The 17126-nt window shown below is 49.9% G+C and carries 20 protein-coding genes; 7 read left to right on the top strand and 13 right to left on the bottom strand.

The annotated features are described in order from the left end of the window. Positions 1-89: 89 nt before the first annotated feature. Positions 90-2528 carry a GAF domain-containing protein gene (locus Q1A54_RS09360; protein ID WP_299987020.1) on the bottom strand — a complete coding sequence of 813 codons (2439 nt, stop codon included), beginning with the start codon at positions 2526-2528 and terminating at the stop codon, positions 90-92. Positions 2529-2765: 237 nt separating this feature from the next. On the opposite strand from Q1A54_RS09360, the gene Q1A54_RS09355 reads away from it, so the two are divergent. After that, the gene (locus Q1A54_RS09355) at positions 2766-3398 is read left to right on the top strand and encodes a hypothetical protein (RefSeq protein ID WP_299987018.1); all 633 of its coding nucleotides are present in this window, start codon (positions 2766-2768) and stop codon (positions 3396-3398) included. 92 nt (positions 3399-3490) lie between these two features. On the opposite strand, the gene Q1A54_RS09350 is transcribed toward Q1A54_RS09355, so the two are convergent. Then, positions 3491-3670, bottom strand: coding sequence for a hypothetical protein (locus Q1A54_RS09350; RefSeq protein WP_007658968.1), 180 nt, complete (start codon positions 3668-3670; stop codon positions 3491-3493). 148 nt (positions 3671-3818) lie between these two features. Further along, positions 3819-4241, bottom strand: coding sequence for a tRNA (5-methylaminomethyl-2-thiouridylate)-methyltransferase (locus tag Q1A54_RS09345; protein WP_299987017.1), 423 nt, complete (start codon positions 4239-4241; stop codon positions 3819-3821). Between the two features lie 135 nt (positions 4242-4376). Here Q1A54_RS09345 and Q1A54_RS09340 point away from each other — a divergent pair, with 135 nt between their 5' ends. The 5 genes from Q1A54_RS09340 to Q1A54_RS09320 all read left to right on the top strand — a co-directional run bounded on the left by Q1A54_RS09340 (position 4377) and on the right by Q1A54_RS09320 (position 9232). Beyond that, the gene (locus Q1A54_RS09340; protein ID WP_299987015.1) at positions 4377-5057 is read left to right on the top strand and encodes an RNA polymerase sigma factor; all 681 of its coding nucleotides are present in this window, start codon (positions 4377-4379) and stop codon (positions 5055-5057) included. A gap of 239 nt (positions 5058-5296) precedes the next feature. After that, positions 5297-5911, top strand: a complete 615-nt coding sequence (locus tag Q1A54_RS09335; RefSeq protein ID WP_299987013.1) for a deoxynucleoside kinase — start codon at positions 5297-5299, stop codon at positions 5909-5911. Between the two features lie 729 nt (positions 5912-6640). Further along, the gene (locus Q1A54_RS09330; RefSeq protein WP_299987011.1) at positions 6641-8308 is read left to right on the top strand and encodes a Zn-dependent hydrolase; all 1668 of its coding nucleotides are present in this window, start codon (positions 6641-6643) and stop codon (positions 8306-8308) included. Between the two features lie 5 nt (positions 8309-8313). Next, a complete protein-coding gene (locus tag Q1A54_RS09325) occupies positions 8314-8769 on the top strand; it encodes a hypothetical protein (RefSeq protein ID WP_196118519.1) in 456 nt (151 codons plus the stop codon). A 241-nt stretch (positions 8770-9010) separates the two neighbouring features. Further along, the gene (locus Q1A54_RS09320) at positions 9011-9232 is read left to right on the top strand and encodes a hypothetical protein (RefSeq protein WP_299987009.1); all 222 of its coding nucleotides are present in this window, start codon (positions 9011-9013) and stop codon (positions 9230-9232) included. Between the two features lie 84 nt (positions 9233-9316). Here the strand turns inward: Q1A54_RS09320 and Q1A54_RS09315 are convergent, their stop codons facing one another. The 6 genes from Q1A54_RS09315 to Q1A54_RS09290 form a co-directional block, all read right to left on the bottom strand. After that, positions 9317-9709, bottom strand: coding sequence for a hypothetical protein (locus Q1A54_RS09315; RefSeq protein ID WP_299987007.1), 393 nt, complete (start codon positions 9707-9709; stop codon positions 9317-9319). Positions 9710-9728: 19 nt separating this feature from the next. Further along, entirely contained in the window at positions 9729-10868 is a 1140-nt protein-coding gene (locus Q1A54_RS09310; RefSeq protein ID WP_299987005.1) for an FAD-dependent oxidoreductase, read from the bottom strand. A gap of 2 nt (positions 10869-10870) precedes the next feature. After that, positions 10871-11128 carry a hypothetical protein gene (locus Q1A54_RS09305; RefSeq protein ID WP_299987003.1) on the bottom strand — a complete coding sequence of 86 codons (258 nt, stop codon included), beginning with the start codon at positions 11126-11128 and terminating at the stop codon, positions 10871-10873. After that, entirely contained in the window at positions 11125-11775 is a 651-nt protein-coding gene (locus Q1A54_RS09300; RefSeq protein WP_299987001.1) for an alpha/beta hydrolase, read from the bottom strand. The genes Q1A54_RS09305 and Q1A54_RS09300 overlap by 4 nt, the downstream gene beginning before the upstream one ends. A gap of 57 nt (positions 11776-11832) precedes the next feature. Beyond that, on the bottom strand, positions 11833-12780 hold the full coding sequence (locus Q1A54_RS09295) for an alpha/beta hydrolase (RefSeq protein ID WP_299986999.1): 948 nt from the start codon (positions 12778-12780) through the stop codon (positions 11833-11835). Between the two features lie 147 nt (positions 12781-12927). Beyond that, positions 12928-14415, bottom strand: coding sequence for an amino acid permease (locus tag Q1A54_RS09290; protein WP_196118538.1), 1488 nt, complete (start codon positions 14413-14415; stop codon positions 12928-12930). 340 nt (positions 14416-14755) lie between these two features. Between Q1A54_RS09290 and Q1A54_RS09285 the strand changes: the two genes are divergently transcribed. Then, positions 14756-14959, top strand: a complete 204-nt coding sequence (locus Q1A54_RS09285) for a hypothetical protein (RefSeq protein ID WP_299986996.1) — start codon at positions 14756-14758, stop codon at positions 14957-14959. Here the strand turns inward: Q1A54_RS09285 and Q1A54_RS09280 are convergent. From Q1A54_RS09280 to Q1A54_RS09265, 4 genes are all read right to left on the bottom strand, one after another. After that, on the bottom strand, positions 14956-15429 hold the full coding sequence (locus Q1A54_RS09280; protein ID WP_299986994.1) for a hypothetical protein: 474 nt from the start codon (positions 15427-15429) through the stop codon (positions 14956-14958). The two genes, Q1A54_RS09285 and Q1A54_RS09280, sit on opposite strands and share 4 nt — an antisense overlap. Before the next feature lie 113 nt (positions 15430-15542). Then, a complete protein-coding gene (locus Q1A54_RS09275; protein ID WP_076422185.1) occupies positions 15543-15905 on the bottom strand; it encodes a Rieske 2Fe-2S domain-containing protein in 363 nt (120 codons plus the stop codon). A gap of 8 nt (positions 15906-15913) precedes the next feature. Further along, positions 15914-16285 (bottom strand): DUF3221 domain-containing protein, encoded by a 372-nt coding sequence (locus Q1A54_RS09270; RefSeq protein ID WP_299986991.1) that lies wholly within the window; start codon positions 16283-16285, stop codon positions 15914-15916. Between the two features lie 109 nt (positions 16286-16394). Beyond that, positions 16395-16982 (bottom strand): hypothetical protein, encoded by a 588-nt coding sequence (locus Q1A54_RS09265; RefSeq protein ID WP_299986989.1) that lies wholly within the window; start codon positions 16980-16982, stop codon positions 16395-16397. Positions 16983-17126: the final 144 nt, after the last annotated feature.

Genomic DNA, 17126 nt, shown 5'->3' with positions numbered 1-17126 from the left:
TCTAATTTAAGTTTAAATAACTGATATTTAGCTGTTTGTGTAGTTTGTAGAATTTATAAAAAAGTTGCGTTTTGTATAAAAGTGCAATTTTAGTTGAGGGCAGCCGTTTGGGCAATCTGCAAAAGCTCGTCTCCGGCATCGATATCGTGGCGCAGCTGCTCCTGGAAATTGATGGATATGCGGAGCGCTTTCAACCCCTGCACCCCCTGTAGGTCCTCAATTTCCAGGTCTTCCACCACAGGCTCAATGTAGCCCTCGGCCTGCAGGAAATCGATGTAGCGGCGGTACTCCTGCGCTTCGCGGGGTTGTGTATACACGATGGCGACCTTGCCGGGCTGGGTAAGGCGCTCGTCTGTGCCGCGCAATGTGGCCTTGTCAATACGCTTCTTGATGATCTCGTAACGGATGTTGTCGGCGCCTTCCACGTCAAACTTTTTCTCGTCCAGCCGGAAGCGGATACAGATCGGGCTGCTGTGCACCAGGATCAGCTGTGTGATCTCGAGTGGCAGTTTCAGGTTAGCGCGCAGCTTGTGTATGCGACGGGCAATCTCGCAGGTAAGCATCAGCTGCCAGAGGCGCATATTCTTCAGGTATAGCTCCTCAAAGTGGCCGCTGTTCAACAGCGATGCCCCGATATAGATGTTATACTCCAGTCCATCCGTCTTATACTTCTCAAAGTAGTGCGGAAAGATCTGCTGCGCCTTTTCCTCTTCGCGGTCCAGGAAGCTGGATATCGTGTCGTTGATCAGGTACAGGCTCTCCTCATACGCACGTCGCTTGTTATACACGACGCCGTTGGGGTTGTTGGTCGCCTTGCGGTAAGCCTCGATGGCCTTTTGGGTAGAAGGGTATTTGTGGCCGAAATGATTGAAGAGTGGCTCAATCTCGGTGCGCAAAAATTCCAGTACCGTCGCCTCATCGCCGGAGCTCAGTTCATGTACCAGGTGCTGGGAGTACTTGTCTATCTTATATACCAGCTCGTCTAGGATAGAGAGTGGCAGGTTGTCTTTGGCCGCCAGTATCACTTCTTTGGCCAGCACCAGTTGGTCAAGCAAATCGCCTTGTATGGCTTTGTTGCGCTCGGTTGCCGAGCTGCGGATATCCGATGCGCCATAGAGCGGATAGATGTCCCGGAACACGATCGGCTCTATCTCAGCCGGTACGTTACGCTCCATCTTGTCGAGGAGGTTAATGGCTGCCTGCGTGAAGCGCCACTCCACAATCGGGTGGATAGCGGTATACTTCTCTTTGATAATATTCTGAATACTGCTGCGCAGTTCTTCCAGCATCCGGTTCAGGGCCAGTGCAAAAAGCGGCAGAATCTCTTTGAGTTTGATCGTAGAAAGCGCATTCAGTTCGCCAGGTATAGGAGAGGCCAGTTCCAGCATCCCGATCGTTTTGCCTTCATAGTGCAGCGGCGCGATGATCAGGTTGCGTATGCCGGTTTTGATAAGCTCCTGCTCCAGTCTGCCCGGCTCGTCGAGCTGCTCCAGGTCATCTACTACAATGGTGTTGCCTTTGGCCAGTACCGGTGCATAAATCGAGTCGATAAGGTCTTCCAGCTTAATAGGAGAGCTCTTGGTAAGCACCAGGCCGTTCCAGGTTTTGCGGGCGTAGTTAGTGTCAAACTCCTGCAGGGCAGGGAAGGAGGCCAGCCCCAGCCGTAGGCCCGGCAGACTGAAAAGTACCCGAAGCTTCTGCTGCAGACTCTCAAAACCCTCCTGTGTAGTCACAGAGTCCTGATCGAGCAGGTCGTAGCGCAGCGAGGAAATGGTTTCCTCGTTAGTTACGTCCGTAAAGTCACAGATGGCAAAGCCGCTGAACTCATAGTTCTCAGGCGGTAGCTTCTGCATCCAGAGGTCCAGGTCATTGTAGCGGTTTATTAGAAAGTTGATTTCCTGTGTGCTTAGCTTTTTGATCGGACCTTTGGCCTTCACTTTCATAAACTTCAGGTCGATGATCAGCTTGTAGTGCCGGTCCAGTTTGGTGAACTTGTCCTTGATGCTGAAGATAAAGGGCTCATCCACCATGAAGTTAGCATTGTAGAACTTCTCAAGAATCAGGGTATAAGCCGATAGTGTCTGGCGGAAAAGCAGGGTCTTGAGATCGACATTTAGTTTTTGGGTATAGTTGCCGCCTCCCAGCAGGTCGAGCTCCTCCAGGCGGGGAGTGGCATAAAAACTATCGAAGTGAAAGGGCAGCACTGTTGCTCGCAGGTCATTCTCCCAGAGTGCGCTCGGGAAAATATCCTCCATTAGAATGTCAACGGTATCAATGTATTTATCAATAATAGAAACGTCCTCGATCGGCTCCAGCAGCTCGGGGTTTTTGCGCAGCAGACCGGCCAGCTCGTTTACACGGGCCACGTTGCAGTTCGGGTCAGTCTCGATCTTGTTTTCCCAGTAGGTCACAAGCGGCGACAGGCTGAGCGTGGTCTTGAACGGAAACTGCTCGGCGCTCAGAATGATCTCGTCCCGGTTAGGTATAGAAACAACGGTTTCGTGGAAGTTGTCCCTTGTTTTGCGCATATAAGTTTTTTGTATGGATAGGGGAAGAACGTGTGTGGCACAATCCCAGGTGCAGTGCAGGCGAAATACCTGTCTTTGCTTTAAACGTAAGTGGCTGCAAAAAGATAGTGAACGAGCTGTTATACCTGGTGCAGGTATACGGCATGGTTTAAAAATATAGGTACTTTAGAATATTCTGGCATAATATTTATTGGGAGAGAAGTGTTAGAAGAATGATTGATTAAGTAAAACCAACCTATGAAGAAGTTATTTGTTGCAGCCCTGATGCTAGTGACAGTGCTGAGCACGCTGGGTGCCCAGGCACAAACCAAGTCAAAGCTGGAGCAGGACCTGGAAGATTTCCGTACCTGGATGAACAAGAGAGTTAGCCAGGGTGACAGTATAACAAGGGCTGAATGGCCCGTGATCAAGCAGGAGTTCAGGACCCGCACCCAAAGCCTGGACCGGAATAGCGGCCAAATGAGTGAAGCTTCGAAGCAGGAGTACGGGGAGCTCAAAACCCGTTACAACGAGTGGGAGGCGGAGAAGGAGGAACGCTATGGCGACCCCCTGAACCGTGAGACCGCCGCTGCCTGGGAGCGCCGCCTGGCCGGCACAAATAAGATCGGCCAGCTAAAAGCCAGCCAGCTGCGCGGCACTTTTATCAGGTTCATGGAAAACGTGCGGGCACAGCGCACCGACTGGAGCCTCCGCGACTGGGACTACGCCGAGCACGTATACCTGCTACTCAGCGACCGCAAGCAGCAGGTGCTCAGTCAGATGAATAATAGCGATAAAATGAAGGTAGCTGCTTTGCAATTAGAATTTAACACCCTGCGCAAGAGCCGCGACGCTAAGGACAGGTACAACCAGATGCGGGAGCAACGGTAGGTATAGCCTCCAGTAGAATGGCTAACATGAAAATAGCCGGAGCGTGCAGTAATCACTACACGCCCCGGCTATTTTCAGTTTAATACATACTGTTAAATGGCATTCTGGCCTTTGGTGCCGCCAGACTGGTCTTTTTTGTCGTTGCGGCCCTGGTTAGGGCTTTTGTCTTTCTGCTGATCGCTCAGGCTGCGGTGTCCTTCCTGTCCGCCTTTGTGCTTGGCTTCCGGTTTGTTTTCGGACTTGTTGCGATCTTGATTGTGTCCTTTTGTCATAGCTTTTAAATAAGATGTTGGTAATTTATTAAACCTGTGCATGACTCCTTCACGCTGTTTCCCAACTGATACACGCACATTAATCAATAAACGACCGTAAGAGCACAAGGGTTAGACAGACCAGGTATAAACGGCCCCTTGTGCCAGGCTAGGCTTTATCCTCTTCAGGAATAAGCAGGAATAGCGAGAAAGCACCTACAGCCATAACCAGGTCACGGACAGCAATATCGTAGTATTCGCCCGTTAACAATAGGTTGATGGCGATGCCTACCAGCCACAGGCCGACCACCATGGCTCCTATCTTTGGTTTTATGAGCACAAGCACGCCCGCTATAATCTCAATGATACCCACTACACTCATGAAAGTGCCCGTGCTGAAGGGCAGGATATCGGCGACAACCGGAGCCAGGTATTTGTTCCAGTCAGTGAGCAGGTGCAGGAATTTGTCTAGGCCCGCCAGAATAGGCACTAGTGCATAAGTGTATTTTGTTAAAGCGGTGACCGTAGCGATGCGGTCATACGCCGGGCGCTCAGCTCGATGCGCACCTGTTGGTGATGCAAATGTTTCCATGATGATTTCCTCCGTTTTAGTTTTTATATTTTGTTTGTTTCTGATAGTTAGATGATTATAAGTGGAAATCGTTACAAAAGAATGTAACTAATTGGTCTGGAATGCATCTACTGTATGTATCATACCTATAAGATCATGAAACAGATAACAGCAACCGAAAAAGCGGCACTCAGTGATGTAGCAGTGGTGGAGAGAGTGCTCGACGGGGATGTATCACTGTATGAGCTCCTCATGCGCCGCCACAACCAGAAGCTCTACCGGGTGATCAGGAGTTACCTGAAGCAGGAACAGGAGGTGGAAGACGTGATGCAGGAGACCTACATGAAAGCTTTCGAAAAGCTGGCGCAGTTCCGCAGCGATGCCATGTTCTCTACCTGGCTCATCCGGATCGGGATTAACAAGGCATTGGCAAGGCTGCGGGAAAAGAAAAAGCTGTCTTCTGCCACGTACCTGCTTGACCAGCCGGAGGGCTTATCTTCCCTCTTAAGCCAGATGAATGCCGCAAACCCTGAGCAGGCCGCTATCCGGCAGGAAGTTAAACAACTGGTGGAAAGCGCCATCGATAGCATACCTGAAAAGTATAAGATCGTGTACACACTCCGAGAAATGGAAGATATGTCCATTCATGACATTGCTCAATGTCTTGATCTTTCTGAAAGCAACGTAAAGGTGCGTTTGCACCGGGCAAAGTCGATGCTCAAGGAAAGTCTTTTCAAGCTGTCGATCGTTGGAGATGTATTTGAGTTCGGCAGCAAGCGCTGCGATGCAGTAGTTATGCGTGTGCTCCGTGTATTGCCTCCTGACAGGGAAGTATAAAGTTTATTAAGCAGTGATAGAGATGGCGTGTAATTATTTAGCTAGCAGTAGACGTATCGTAGGCGAAATTTATAGTGTGAGGAAGCTAAGTAGTTATGGGTTAATTAGATAAGGCGGAAGCGAATTGTTGGTAAGCACAAGCATTAAAAAAAACAGGAGCTGGGGGGAGGAATTAGGCTGGGGCATGACCGAAAAAGCCGTAATTTGCAGTCGGTTTTTTCAACTATTACACCATTACCATGCACATTGCGATCGTCGGCAATATTGGCGCCGGCAAAACCACCCTGGCCACTAAACTTTCCCAGCATTTTAAGTGGGAGCTATACCTGGAGGCAGTAGAGAATAATCCTTACCTGAAGGACTTTTATGAAGACATGGAGCGTTGGGCCTTCCATTTGCAGGTGTTCTTTCTGAACAGCCGTTTCGGTCAGGTGCAGCAGATTCAGTCCAAAGATGGGCATGTGATTCAGGACCGCACTATTTATGAGGATGCCTTTATTTTCGCGAAGAACCTGCACCAGTCAGGCTTGATGACCACGCGCGATTATGAGAACTACTTCGCCCTGTTTCAGTCCATGATCAGCATGGTAAAAGCACCTGATCTGATGATCTATTTGAAGGCTGACTTGCCTAAACTGATCGGTCAAATCGAAAAGCGTAACCGTGACTACGAGAACAACATCAGCATCAATTACCTGCGCAACCTCAACGAGCATTACAATAACTGGATGAGCACTTATGATCAGGGGAAACTGCTGGTGATCGATGTGAACAACATGGACTTTGTGGCTAATCCCGAGGATTTGGGAAGCATCATTGAACGTATCAACAGCGAGCTGTTCGGTCTGTTCTAGGCCAATAGAAACAAATTAGATAGGTAAAGCCGCTGCTCTGATAAGGGTAGCGGCTTTTTTTAAACCTTTTTGAAGTCGGAATAAACTATTATTTTTCAATCAAACCCAAGAACCAGCCTGACGCATCAAACATGTACAGCATTAGCAGGCAAAGAGCGGCGGATATGCCAATTGCGCCCCAGGAAATGTGCCTTCTGAACGTTAACTCTTCCTGCTCAAAATGGGAAGTATCTTGCTGTTTCGTGACAGCGATTTTAGCTTTCTTCCTATACTTGATTCGGGGACTCTTGGGTTTTGTAAGTGTTAGCATATCCAAGTATTAGTTTATAATGGACTACTAATATACAAGTGATTAAGTTATGTTTTTATGTGGAATAATAACAATAAATGTGTTTACTGTTGAATTTAGGCTATTTTTATTATTATTTATGATGGACTTAAGTAGTTGCATCAATTGAATTTAGAGCGGAAAACATCTAAAATTCATTTTGCAAAATGGAGATAGGTATAGTTGGAGTGGCGTCCTGGATGGCAGTATAAACCTCGGCCTAAGCCTTAATTTTTTGTGAGCTATCGGATTGATTTTTATACTTAATACAGGAAGAGGTTTTGTGCTCGGCAAACCAATATCATTGATTCTTTTTTGCTGCAAGTTATTGATCCGCTTATTTTTGATAAGCTGCTTTCCTATATTTACTATTCAACTTGAAAAAACTAACCTTATAAAACATGAAATCACGCCATCTCTTACTAGCCTCAGCCGTTGCCGCCATAACGGCTGCCTGTTCTGGCAGTACCACTAACGAGGCTCAGACGGCCGAAACGGTTCAGACCGATGCAGCAGCCACTGACCTGCAGCAGAAGCTGGGCATGTACACCACTGTGCGCCTGACAGCAGACCTGACTGGCCTGAGCGAAAATGAGCGCCAGATGATACCCCTGCTGATCGAGGCCGGTAACATCATGGACGAGTTGTTCTGGTACGAAGCTTATGGTAAGAGGGACTCTCTGATGAATGCGCTGACAGACGATGCCGCACGCCAATTTGTGATGATTAATTATGGCCCCTGGGACCGCCTGAACAATAACGAGCCTTTTATACCTGGCGTGGGACCGAAGCCGGATGCGGCGAATTTCTACCCGCAGGATATGACGAAGGAGGAGTTTGAAAAAGCGAACCTGAAAGACAAATCCAGCCAGTATACCTTCCTCCGTCGCGATGCCAATGGTAACCTGATCACGGTGCCTTATCATGTGCAGTTCAAAGAACAGGTGAAGCGTGCTTCTGACCTGCTGCGCCAAGCAGCTGGCCTAGCCGAGGAGCCGGGGCTGAAAAAATACCTGACCCTGCGTGCGGACGCCCTCCTCAACGATAACTACCAGCCAAGCGACCTGGCCTGGATGGATATGAAAAACAACCGCATCGACGTGGTGATCGGTCCGATTGAGACGTACGAAGACAAGTTGTTCGGTTACAAGGCAGCGCACGAGGCTTATGTGCTCATCAAGGACATGGACTGGAGCAAGCGCCTCGAGAAGTATGCGGCCTTCCTGCCAGAACTGCAGCGCGGCTTGCCGGTGCCTGCCAACTACAAGAAAGAAACACCCGGCACCGACTCTGACCTGAACGCCTATGATGTAGTATACTATGCCGGCGACTGCAACGCAGGCAGCAAAACAATCGCCATTAACCTGCCCAATGACGAGGAGGTACAGCTGAAAAAAGGCACGCGCCGTCTACAGCTCAAAAATGCGATGCAAGCCAAGTTCGACAAGATTATGCTCCCGATCGCCGACGAGCTGATCGCCGATGACCAGAAGCAGCATATCACCTTCGATGCCTTCTTTGCCAACACGATGTTCCACGAGGTGGCGCACGGACTAGGTATCAAAAACACCATCAACGGCAAAGGCACCGTACGTGAGGCCCTGAAGGAGCATGGCTCGGCGCTGGAGGAAGGCAAAGCAGACATCCTGGGCCTTTACATGATCACGCAGCTGCATAAAAGAGGTGAGGTGAGCGGCAGCCTGGAAGATTACTATACCACCTTCATGGCCGGCATCTTCCGTTCAGTGCGCTTCGGAGCGGCCAGTGCCCACGGCAAAGCCAACATGGTGCGCTTCAACTTCTTTAAAGAGAACGGAGCCTTTGAGCGCGATGCCCAGACAGGTAAGTACCGAGTGAACTATGTGAAGATGGGCGAGGCGATGGACAAACTGTCGGAGCTGATCCTGACGCTGCAAGGCAATGGTGACTACGCGGGCGTGGGCAAGCTACTGAACGAGCAGGGGCAGATAAGTGCCGAACTGCAGGCCGACCTCGACCGTCTCAGCCGCAACAACATTCCGGTGGATGTGGTGTTTGAGCAGGGCGTGGATGTGCTTGGCTTAAAATAACAGGTATGGAGTTGCTGCATTGGAAACAGGAGAATTTAGCTTCACGAAGGTATAGCGTGAGCGGAGAAGACGGGCCAGTTGGGGAGCTTGCCTTCAGAGGCTGGACCAGCAACGACGCCGACTTCAGTTCGGAGCGCATCAACCTTTACTTCCAAAGGCAAGGCTGGCTTGAGCATGACGTCACGATTCATTTCAAAGATGAAGTGATCGGTATGAGCAAAACCTCTGGCTTTGGTAAAACCACGACTACCTTGGTCACAGGGGAGCAGTTTACTTTTCAGGGTAAGTCATTAGACAACAGCAGAGACCTATTGGACGAAGCTGGCAACATCCTGATGCATTTCGAGCAAGGTAGCTTGAGCATAACAAAAGGTCAGATTTCCGTTGCCCGTGACATTCCGGAGCTAACTAAACTGTTGCTAGTAGCAACCGGGCTTTACTTTAAGCACCTGGGGCAGTAGCGCAGTTTCTCTTTCTGATGCACATTATTATCAGATCCGAGTATATAAGTATTTGATATTCTGAATAAAAGGCCCCGCTGATTGGTGGGGCCTTTTCTATTGTTAGCTCCTGCAGCAGGCTTTTATGGGTTTGCTGGTACTGAGGGCTAATTGTGGAAAATTGCTTTTGAATATAGACAACTTTAGAAGTAGCATGGGAGTAAAACTGTTTTCCAACTCACTTTAAATCAAATATTTAATCATGAAAAATTTTGTAAGATCCTTTTACGATTTTAACAGAGACAGTCCGCAGGAGCGCCAGGAACGCAATCAGCTATACCCTGAACTGGCCAAGTTTCATATTGCCCTTCGCGAGGAAATGAGCGAAGAAGAGTACCAGGAATTCTACAGAGCGGAACGAGAAGCCGCCAGAAACCTGATGCTCCCTAACCAAACCAACCCAACTCAATGGATTCGAATGTAAGTCGCGCTGACGATAGAAATTGAAAAAGGTAAACCGATAGTAGTTTACCTTTTTTGTTTGTGCTCATTCAGGAAATGTTGCCTGCTATACCTGCATGGATTTTCCATCAACCTCTATTAGCTGAATATGCTTATTACATCCTTTATACAAATAGAAACCAACCAAAGGCATGATCGTCAGTGACGGAATAAATGCCCAGATCATACCCATGCCGTAGCGCAGCCCTAATGAAAGCACTGGTAAGAGCATAAGGAGTGAAGCGGCTAATAAAACAATGGCTCCTACTTTTATAGCTCGCTTCAGATGGATGCTTTTAGTAGAGTAACAGAAAAGAATATATCCATTGATAACCAGGCTTGCCAAGGTGATCAGGTCAAAGTCTAAAACCAGCATAAAGAGCCCCGCCACGGTGTTTAATATTACCCAGGCTAACAAGGTTATTTTATAAGTAGTATTAGTGACGACGGCTATTTTCATTCGGCTTGGCGCTGTTTTGTTAAAGTCTTTCTAAAATCAAGGAGGCCCCTTCTTCACCCACCAGCGAACCAATCGCCACACCCATGCCACCCATACGAACGGCACAGCACACATGCTCTGATACCGGCTGCACGATGGTGGTTTTGCCGGGACCTACGCCCATGATACCGCTCCAGCGCTGCTCCACTTCATAGGGCGTGCCAGGCAGAATGACTTCCCGCAACAATTCGTCAAGTTTGTTCTGCACCAGTTCTGTCAGCCCCATTTCGGTAGTCTCTTCGGTTTTGAAGTCGAGGTTGCGGCCTCCGCCAAACAGCACCCGATTGCCGATGTTGCGGAAATAGTAGTAACCGCGATCATAATGGAAAGTGCCTTTGAAGCGCAAGTCAGGTATAGGCTTTGTAATAAGCACCTGCGCCCGAGCCGGTGCCACCTGCAACTGAGGCAGCAACTGGCGGGCAAAGCCGTTAGTCGCGACCAGTGCTGCACGGGCAGATATAGCAATGCCTTGTTTTGTCAAGGCGGTTATACCTATGCTCTCTTCCTGCAGACTTTCGATCTCCAGTCCGTTCAGCACGATCACACCCAGAGCCTGTACTTTTTGGGTGAGCGCCAGTATCATTTTGCCCGTGTCAATCTGCCCTTCGGCCGTGCTTTCGATAAGGTGCGCTACTTGCTTAAATCCGAACTCACTGATCTTGTGATCTGCCAGACGGTATACATTCTGCTCACCAATCACCTGCTGCAGCTGCTTATTCAGGTAAGGTAGTTGTTCAGAACAGGCTTCGTAGAGCGGCTTTTGGCTTTCCTCAAACAATTCGTAGCCGCCCCAGCGGTGGAAGTCAATGGCTTGGTCGCCAAGATTCTGGCGCAGGCGCTGCAGTCCACGCCAGCGGCGCTCTACCAGCGCAAACACCTCTTCTTCGCTGTGGTGGCTCAGGTCGTCGAGCAGCTCGGAGGGACTGCCGAAACAGGCGAAGCCGGCGTTGCGGGTACTGGCTCCGGTCGGCAGCAGTCCGCGCTCCACCACCATTACTTTCAGGGCAGGTTGTTGTGTTTTCAGGTAGAGCGCCGCGTTCAGGCCCACGATGCCACTGCCCACGATCAGCACATCCACGTGGCTGAAATACGATTCCTTTTCCCAAAAGCTTAACTCCATGGCTACTCGTCTTCGCGGGTGTAGGTATGTTTGTAATTGCGGGCCGTCGCCTCGTCTATTATCTCAAAGCCGGTCAGCATGATCTCGCGCTCGCCGCTGTTATAGCCGCGCACAAATACGCCTTCCGGACTCTTGTAGATGGAGTAGTTGTGGCGGCCGAAAGGGTAGAGGTTGTTGCTGCGGAGTGTGGTCGCATTGGTCAGGTCAGCTGTTTGACCGTCGGGCGTCCTGATGATGAATTTCTTTTTATCTGTTGTCATGTTTCGCAATCTTCTAAAATCTTATCCAAGATAGCACTTATCTCGGAAGCGTGGCTCAAAACCATCAGGTGACCGGCTCTTTTTACCTTAATGATGCCCGGGTAAGTGCCCATGGGTAGGATGCGGTCGGCGGTGCCGTGGATCATCACGGCGTTTTCGTAGTGGTCTGGTTGGTGCCAGTTGAGCAGTTGCCCAACGGCCCAGCGCAGGAAGTGCGGGTCGGTTTCGAGAATCACCTGTTTAAGCAGCGCTTTTTCGGCTTTGGTGCTGGCACCAAACAGCAGCGGGCCCACAAAATGGAAGCGTTTTAGTAAAGGGACAGGTATGATGCGGTGCAATCGCAGGAAACCCATCAGGCGGTAGTACCAGGGCAGGATTTTGCTGCTGGCAATACTGGAGATCAGGACGGTTTTGCGCGGGTTTAGAAATTTGGAAAGCTCAATGGCCACCACACCGCCAAAGGACATGCCCACCAACACCGGGTTGGGTTCGGTGATCTGCTCTGCCAGCCGTACAGCATAGTCATGCAGCGGCTCGTCTTCGTAAGGCTGGATCCAGCGCACGTATACCTTGCTGCATTTAAGGTGCAGAAACTGAAACATGCGCTCGTCCGCTCCAAGGCCGCTGATAAAATAAACGGTGCTCATACAGCTGTATTTCTTCGGCCGTTGGCCTGTTACAGCAGCAAAGCTACGGCTTTTCTACTAATCGCGCAGGGCGACTTCCTGATGTAGGAACGATAGCACATCCTGTACGGTTTCCTGCGGTTGCTCCTCCATGGGGATGTGGCCCGCACCCGCATACAGCTTCAATTGAGCACCGCTTATACCTTGCTGAAAACGACTGGCATCGGCAACCGGCACCCAGGCATCGGCCTCACCCCACAAGATCAGGGTAGGTGCCTGCACTTTTGCCAGCTTGTGCAGGTTGTCACTATCCACCGTATTAAGGCGGTCCACGAAAGCACTTCGGTTGCCCTTCCGCAACAACAGATCGTGGCTCAGGCTGATCGTTTCCGCTTTTAGCTTGCTATCATCGCCATATACCTCCTTCAGGCTCTGCGCCACGATAAAACGTGGCGTCATAAGTTTCAGCGAGTGCTTAAGCAGCGGTGTCTGAGCCATTCGGAAAGGCAGCGTGATGCTTTTGTCGTTCGCATTGGTGACGCCGGTGGGAGAGACCAGAATCAGCTTTTGCACCCGCTCCGGATGCGTGGCGGCAAAATCATAGGCAATCTGTCCGCCTAAAGAGCTGCCCCCGATGTGCGCCTGGTCTATACCCAGGCTGTCCATAAAGTGCAGGAGAAGGTTGCTGTAATAGTCGATAGAATAGGAGCCAGTGGCATTGGGGCCTGTTAAGCCGAAGCCTGGCAGGTCGAGCCGCAGCACACGGTACTGCTTGCTAAGTTCTGCTGACCAGCCATCCCAGGTCTGAAGCGAGGCCGCCGTCCCGTGCAACAGTATGATCGGTGTGCCCTTTCCCTCGTCGCGGAAGTGCAGGTCGGCCCCGTCTATATGCACAAAGCGGGAAGAAGCAGTCGTATACCTGGCTTTCAGCTCTTCCGCAGGTATATCGGCTCTAATCATCAGCGCAAAAGCGACCAGGATTACCAAAGCAGCTGCTATCGCTATATTTTTTAGCTTAAAACGCATAGGTAGGATATAAAGCGTGATTGCTTGTACTAAAGTATGAAATTGTTGCTTTCGAATTCTTAAATGCGGAATTAATTTTTGAGCAATACAAAAAAGCAGCCTGCCATACCTGACAGACTGCTTTTCGATTATACTTTATGGCTATCCCTACAAACCTGATTCCTTCTTAAACTTACTACCGAAGAAATAATAAACAGGTATACCTAGCGCCACGATGATCAGGCCCGGCCAGGTATAGACCGGCTTGTAAATAAGCAGGATGATACAGATGCCCGAGGCAATCAGCACATAAAGCGCTGGCAGAATTGGGTAGCCGAATGCTTTGTATGGACGCTTCAGGTCTGGTCGGCGCACGCGGAGCACAAACACGCCAGTCACTGTGATGATATAAAAGAGCATCACTGCAAAGATCACATAATCGAGCAGGTCATTATAGGTGCCGGAGAGGCAGAGCATGCAGGCCCAGATGCACTGTAGCCACAGAGCCGCAGCCGGTACGCCGTTTTTGTTCAGATGTCCCATCTTCTTAAAGAACAGGCCGTCTTTGGCAATGGCGTAATATACCCGCGCTCCTGACAGGATGGCTCCGTTGTTACAGCCAAAAGTCGAGATCATGATCAGAATGGCGATGCCTACCGTAGCTGGGTACCCGCCGATCACTTCGGCTACTGCTGTTGCTACGCGGTCGTTGGAGGCGTACTTGATGCCCTGGCCTATCACGTCGGTTGCGTTAGGGTCGCCGTTGAGGGGGAGCACGAGCAGGTATACCAGGTTGATGATCAGGTATAGGCCCATCACAATGGCACTGCCGATCACCATGCTGAGCACGATGGTGCGCTTCGGGTTCACGATCTCATCGCCCGAAAAGCCGATGTTATTCCAGGAGTCAGCCGAGAACAAGGCTCCTACCATGGCAATGCCAATAGCCGTGATCAGCGCCATACCTACCGGAGGCGCTTCGCTGGCCCCCGTGGCCGCTGCAGCAGATCCCCAGAAATCAGAGAAGTTGGCCTGCACCGCCGTGTCGTTGATGCCGAACAGCAGACCAAACAGAATCAGACCAAACAAAGCGATCAGTTTTGTACTGCCAAAGATGTTCTGGATCAGTTTGCCACTCTTCACGCCGCGTGAGTTGATATACGTCAGGTATAGGATGCTCACAATCGCCAGCAACTGCACGGAAGTGAAGTTAAATCCTGCCAGGGAGAAGAGGACATTGTCTTCGCTGAACCAGGGGATGAGCACCCCGGTAAAACGGGCGAAAGCCACGGCCACCGCTGCGATCACACCGGTTTGAATTACCAGAAACAGCGTCCAGCCATAGAGGAAGGCTACCATCTTGTTATAGGCCTCTTTCAGGTATACATACTGCCCGCCTACCTTGGGGAACATAGACGACAGTTCGCCATAGCTGATGGCACCCACCATGGTCAGGAAGCCCGAAAGCAACCAAACCAGCAGCATGTTGCCAGGACTTACGACCGCCCTGGATATATCGGCTGTCACGATGAATATACCGGAACCGATCATACCGCCGGTTACGATCATGATGGCGTCGAAAAGGGTGATCTCCCGTTTGAATCCGCTTTCCTTCTCTTCTTTCTGTATTTGCTCTACTTCTTCTAAATCCTGCATTGTAGCTGTCTGATACTTGCCTGTAAAGCCGACTGCCAAACAAAGTGGCAAAGGCCGGAAGGCAAAATTAAAGCTAATTTTTGGGGAAAGGATAAATACGGGTGATTATCTGCAGTAAAGCCAATAGCGAGTAAATAATATATAACGATACCTGGTAATTATTGCTCTTTTTAGCCTTTAAAAACTGTGGCCGTTCGTCTGATTTTTTGGGTCCTTCACGGATATTTCAAGGCCCTTGGTATAAAATAGTAGTAATTGTAGTAACAGTACCTTGCATAACAAAGTACTATAGAATAACTTTGTCACAGTAATTAATTGATAACCATTAAATAATAAAGCCATGAAAGTATTATTCTTAATCGCCGCCACTGTATCATGCTTCGGTCTTGCACTGCAACCAAATACTCAAAACACTCAACCAGTAGATGCTGCTGTTGCCAGCACTGTCGATATGGAAATAGAAGAGCCTGTAATGACTGTGCTGCTTGACACAGTATTGATCACACCTGTTGCGCCAAGTGCGGTAGCTGCTAACGTGCGCTAAGCCGTTGCAGCCCGCCGGTCGGCAGCAGTGTCATCCTGCTCTCGCAGCCATTCCTCCGCAAGGGGGCGTTCGTAAAAGCTTTTCATGCTGACTTCAGGTGTAATGCGCTCCTGGAGTTCACGGGCCGCGAGTTGACTGAACATATTAAAGGAGTATACATGCGCCATAAACCGCAGGCCTGCTTCCATAGCGCGGGGCAGCCATTCAAACTGAAGCCAGTCATTTGCTTCCTGCCAGTCGCCGGTTACATCTGACTTGTCGTTGAGCAGCTTGGAGCAGCGCTTGCTTTTCAGGAGTTCCAAAAAGGCAAGTGAAGCGCTTACAACATTATCAGCAGTTATGTGCCCTTGCCATTTAGCCTCGATGTACTCTTCCTTATGTTGGATAGTGACATACACATCACCCATCGCATGACGCAACTCTATCGGTGCAGTTGGTGAGATCTCGGGTCGAATTATTCTGGGTGCCATAGAGGTAACATCAGGTGGTTGCACCTCGCAATGTAAACAAATTGGCCGCCTCGCCGGCAAAAATGCGCTTAATTTGAGTGGAGTGCCCCAATAGAGGGGTAAAAAGCATCTTTTCAGGCAGTAGAGGCTGTCTGCTCTATTCCCACAAACACACCTTCTTCCCTTAGCTCCACCCTGTGGAGAACTGCTTTGCGTGTGCGGAACTCGCACTCTCGCCCATTCTGCATATTATACCTGTAGCTGTGCCAGGGGCATACTACTTCATCCAGATAGTTCGTAGTACCTTTACTGAGCGCATATCCCAGGTGCGGACACGCATCGTCGAGCGCAAAAAAGCCGGAGGCAGTATGTGCAAAGCAAATAGTCCGTCCATCCAGCACGAGTTGTTTGAGTTTGCGGAGGGGCACCTGCTCGCGGGCTTCAGTCACGCTATCAAATACTTTGTGCCAGGTATAGCTTGCTTCGCTTTGTTCCATCTGTTCTGTTAGTGGCTTACCCGTATGGCAGTGGCATGGGCCTGCACCGGAAATGATTCCATGACCTGCTCGTCAAACCAAGCCTCTACTAAATGTCCTTCGCGCAGATGCTCCAGTCGCAATGTGGCTCCTTCTACATTCTCGATGTGGGTATTGGCATCTATGCGCAGTGTCGCCTTGGTGTGGTTCGTCTGCATACCTTCCACTGACTCGACCAGTATAACGGCCACGCCTTCTTTCTTTTTGGAATTTGTTTTTTTGATGTTGGTGATGTTGCCCCGTATGTCGGGCTGCGTATTGGGAATCTGAAAGCCGTCCTGGGTCTGGCATCCGACCAGTAGGAGAGCAGCCAAGGGTAGTATATTCAGGTATCTTCTCATGGGTTCAAGCGTCGTCTCATGCCTATACCTTGCAGGCAGGGCATACTTTGGACATTTGTACGCAGGAGGGAGATGATTAGTAATGGCTCAGGCGCAATTTATTTAAGGCCTATGCTACCCGCATAAACTGGTCTGACAATTCTCTGCGCAGGTTATCGCCCTGTGTGTAGTAGGAGAGGAAGTCAGTGCGGCGGCAGGTGGCCAGGCGTGGTTCCTGGCGCAGGGTGAGGCGTGAACGCTTGCCGACTGTTAGCAGGCCTATACCTTTTCGCTCACATAGTTTGGATAGGTAGTCTGCCATGGCATTGCCGCGCCAGCACAGGCTGCTCACCTGTAGTCCTAACCACTGGTGGTCGGCAGGTTGCTGCTTGAGTTGGTCCACTGCCGCTTTCAGTTGCTGCTGCATGTAGCGCTTGCGCAAATTGGAATGTAGTATAAAACCAGCCACTGCAAGTATAGCAGGTATGAGGGCCATCATCAGCCAATTGCCAGTCAGGTAGCAGAGGAAGGCTGCTGCGCCAAAAATAGAAGCGGCAGTTAAATAACGACTTCTGCCCAGTCCTCTTTTCTTGTAAGTACTCAGCAGGCGCGCCAGTTTGTCAGAGGCGGAAATATTAAGTGATACGGCAAAAAAGCAATTGTCGTGTTTCTGATAGGCAAACAGCGCATCGGCAAAAGTACCCTTGTATGTGGGCACCAGTCTGTTTATAAGTAAGCCAGATTTTTTTTCATGTTTGGCATAGTAGGAACCAAGAAATTCAATAGCTTGGTCTCCAATTCTGTTTTCTGCCATATGCGTCAGATGTTTGTAGCCTTCAGATATATTGTTTCATAGTTGGGG

The sequence above is a fragment of the uncultured Pontibacter sp. genome, from assembly GCF_947502515.1.
Lineage (GTDB): Bacteria > Bacteroidota > Bacteroidia > Cytophagales > Hymenobacteraceae > Pontibacter.
This window is presented reverse-complemented; position numbering and strand designations above follow the sequence as displayed.

Coding starts and splice junctions, on each gene's coding strand:
- Q1A54_RS09320 (WP_299987009.1), top strand. CDS start 9,011: ATGAAAAATTTTGTAAGATCCTTTTACGATTTTAACAGAGACAGTCCG.
- Q1A54_RS09295 (WP_299986999.1), bottom strand. CDS start 12,780: ATGCGTTTTAAGCTAAAAAATATAGCGATAGCAGCTGCTTTGGTAATC.
- Q1A54_RS09305 (WP_299987003.1), bottom strand. CDS start 11,128: ATGACAACAGATAAAAAGAAATTCATCATCAGGACGCCCGACGGTCAA.
- Q1A54_RS09300 (WP_299987001.1), bottom strand. CDS start 11,775: ATGAGCACCGTTTATTTTATCAGCGGCCTTGGAGCGGACGAGCGCATG.
- Q1A54_RS09315 (WP_299987007.1), bottom strand. CDS start 9,709: ATGAAAATAGCCGTCGTCACTAATACTACTTATAAAATAACCTTGTTA.
- Q1A54_RS09285 (WP_299986996.1), top strand. CDS start 14,756: ATGAAAGTATTATTCTTAATCGCCGCCACTGTATCATGCTTCGGTCTT.
- Q1A54_RS09325 (WP_196118519.1), top strand. CDS start 8,314: ATGGAGTTGCTGCATTGGAAACAGGAGAATTTAGCTTCACGAAGGTAT.
- Q1A54_RS09290 (WP_196118538.1), bottom strand. CDS start 14,415: ATGCAGGATTTAGAAGAAGTAGAGCAAATACAGAAAGAAGAGAAGGAA.
- Q1A54_RS09330 (WP_299987011.1), top strand. CDS start 6,641: ATGAAATCACGCCATCTCTTACTAGCCTCAGCCGTTGCCGCCATAACG.
- Q1A54_RS09270 (WP_299986991.1), bottom strand. CDS start 16,285: ATGAGAAGATACCTGAATATACTACCCTTGGCTGCTCTCCTACTGGTC.
- Q1A54_RS09310 (WP_299987005.1), bottom strand. CDS start 10,868: ATGGAGTTAAGCTTTTGGGAAAAGGAATCGTATTTCAGCCACGTGGAT.
- Q1A54_RS09275 (WP_076422185.1), bottom strand. CDS start 15,905: ATGGAACAAAGCGAAGCAAGCTATACCTGGCACAAAGTATTTGATAGC.
- Q1A54_RS09340 (WP_299987015.1), top strand. CDS start 4,377: ATGAAACAGATAACAGCAACCGAAAAAGCGGCACTCAGTGATGTAGCA.
- Q1A54_RS09345 (WP_299987017.1), bottom strand. CDS start 4,241: ATGGAAACATTTGCATCACCAACAGGTGCGCATCGAGCTGAGCGCCCG.
- Q1A54_RS09280 (WP_299986994.1), bottom strand. CDS start 15,429: ATGGCACCCAGAATAATTCGACCCGAGATCTCACCAACTGCACCGATA.
- Q1A54_RS09355 (WP_299987018.1), top strand. CDS start 2,766: ATGAAGAAGTTATTTGTTGCAGCCCTGATGCTAGTGACAGTGCTGAGC.
- Q1A54_RS09360 (WP_299987020.1), bottom strand. CDS start 2,528: ATGCGCAAAACAAGGGACAACTTCCACGAAACCGTTGTTTCTATACCT.
- Q1A54_RS09350 (WP_007658968.1), bottom strand. CDS start 3,670: ATGACAAAAGGACACAATCAAGATCGCAACAAGTCCGAAAACAAACCG.
- Q1A54_RS09335 (WP_299987013.1), top strand. CDS start 5,297: ATGCACATTGCGATCGTCGGCAATATTGGCGCCGGCAAAACCACCCTG.